1 rRNA gene is annotated in these 223 nt (G+C 54.3%); it reads left to right on the top strand.

What is annotated here, in order from left to right:
- Positions 1-63 precede the first annotated feature (63 nt).
- A 23S ribosomal RNA gene (locus KUG38_RS04240) occupies positions 64-223 on the top strand; the annotation flags it as partial.

Here is a 223-nt window from a genome sequence, read left to right on the forward strand (position 1 = left end):
AGCGAGAGAAGGTGAAAGCAGGAGAATGGGTCTCAACAACCCTGAACGTTGGGAGTGTTAATTGGTCAAGCTACAAAGGGCTCACGGTGGATACCTTGGCACACAGAGGCGATGAAGGACGTGGTTACCTGCGAAAAGTCTCGGGGAGCTGGAAACACGCTTTGATCCGGGAATCTCCGAATGGGGCAACCCCTAGAACGGCCACCTGAATCCATAGGGTGGC

Source organism: Synechococcus sp. CCAP 1479/9 (assembly GCF_019038535.1).
Lineage (GTDB): Bacteria > Cyanobacteriota > Cyanobacteriia > PCC-6307 > Cyanobiaceae > Cyanobium.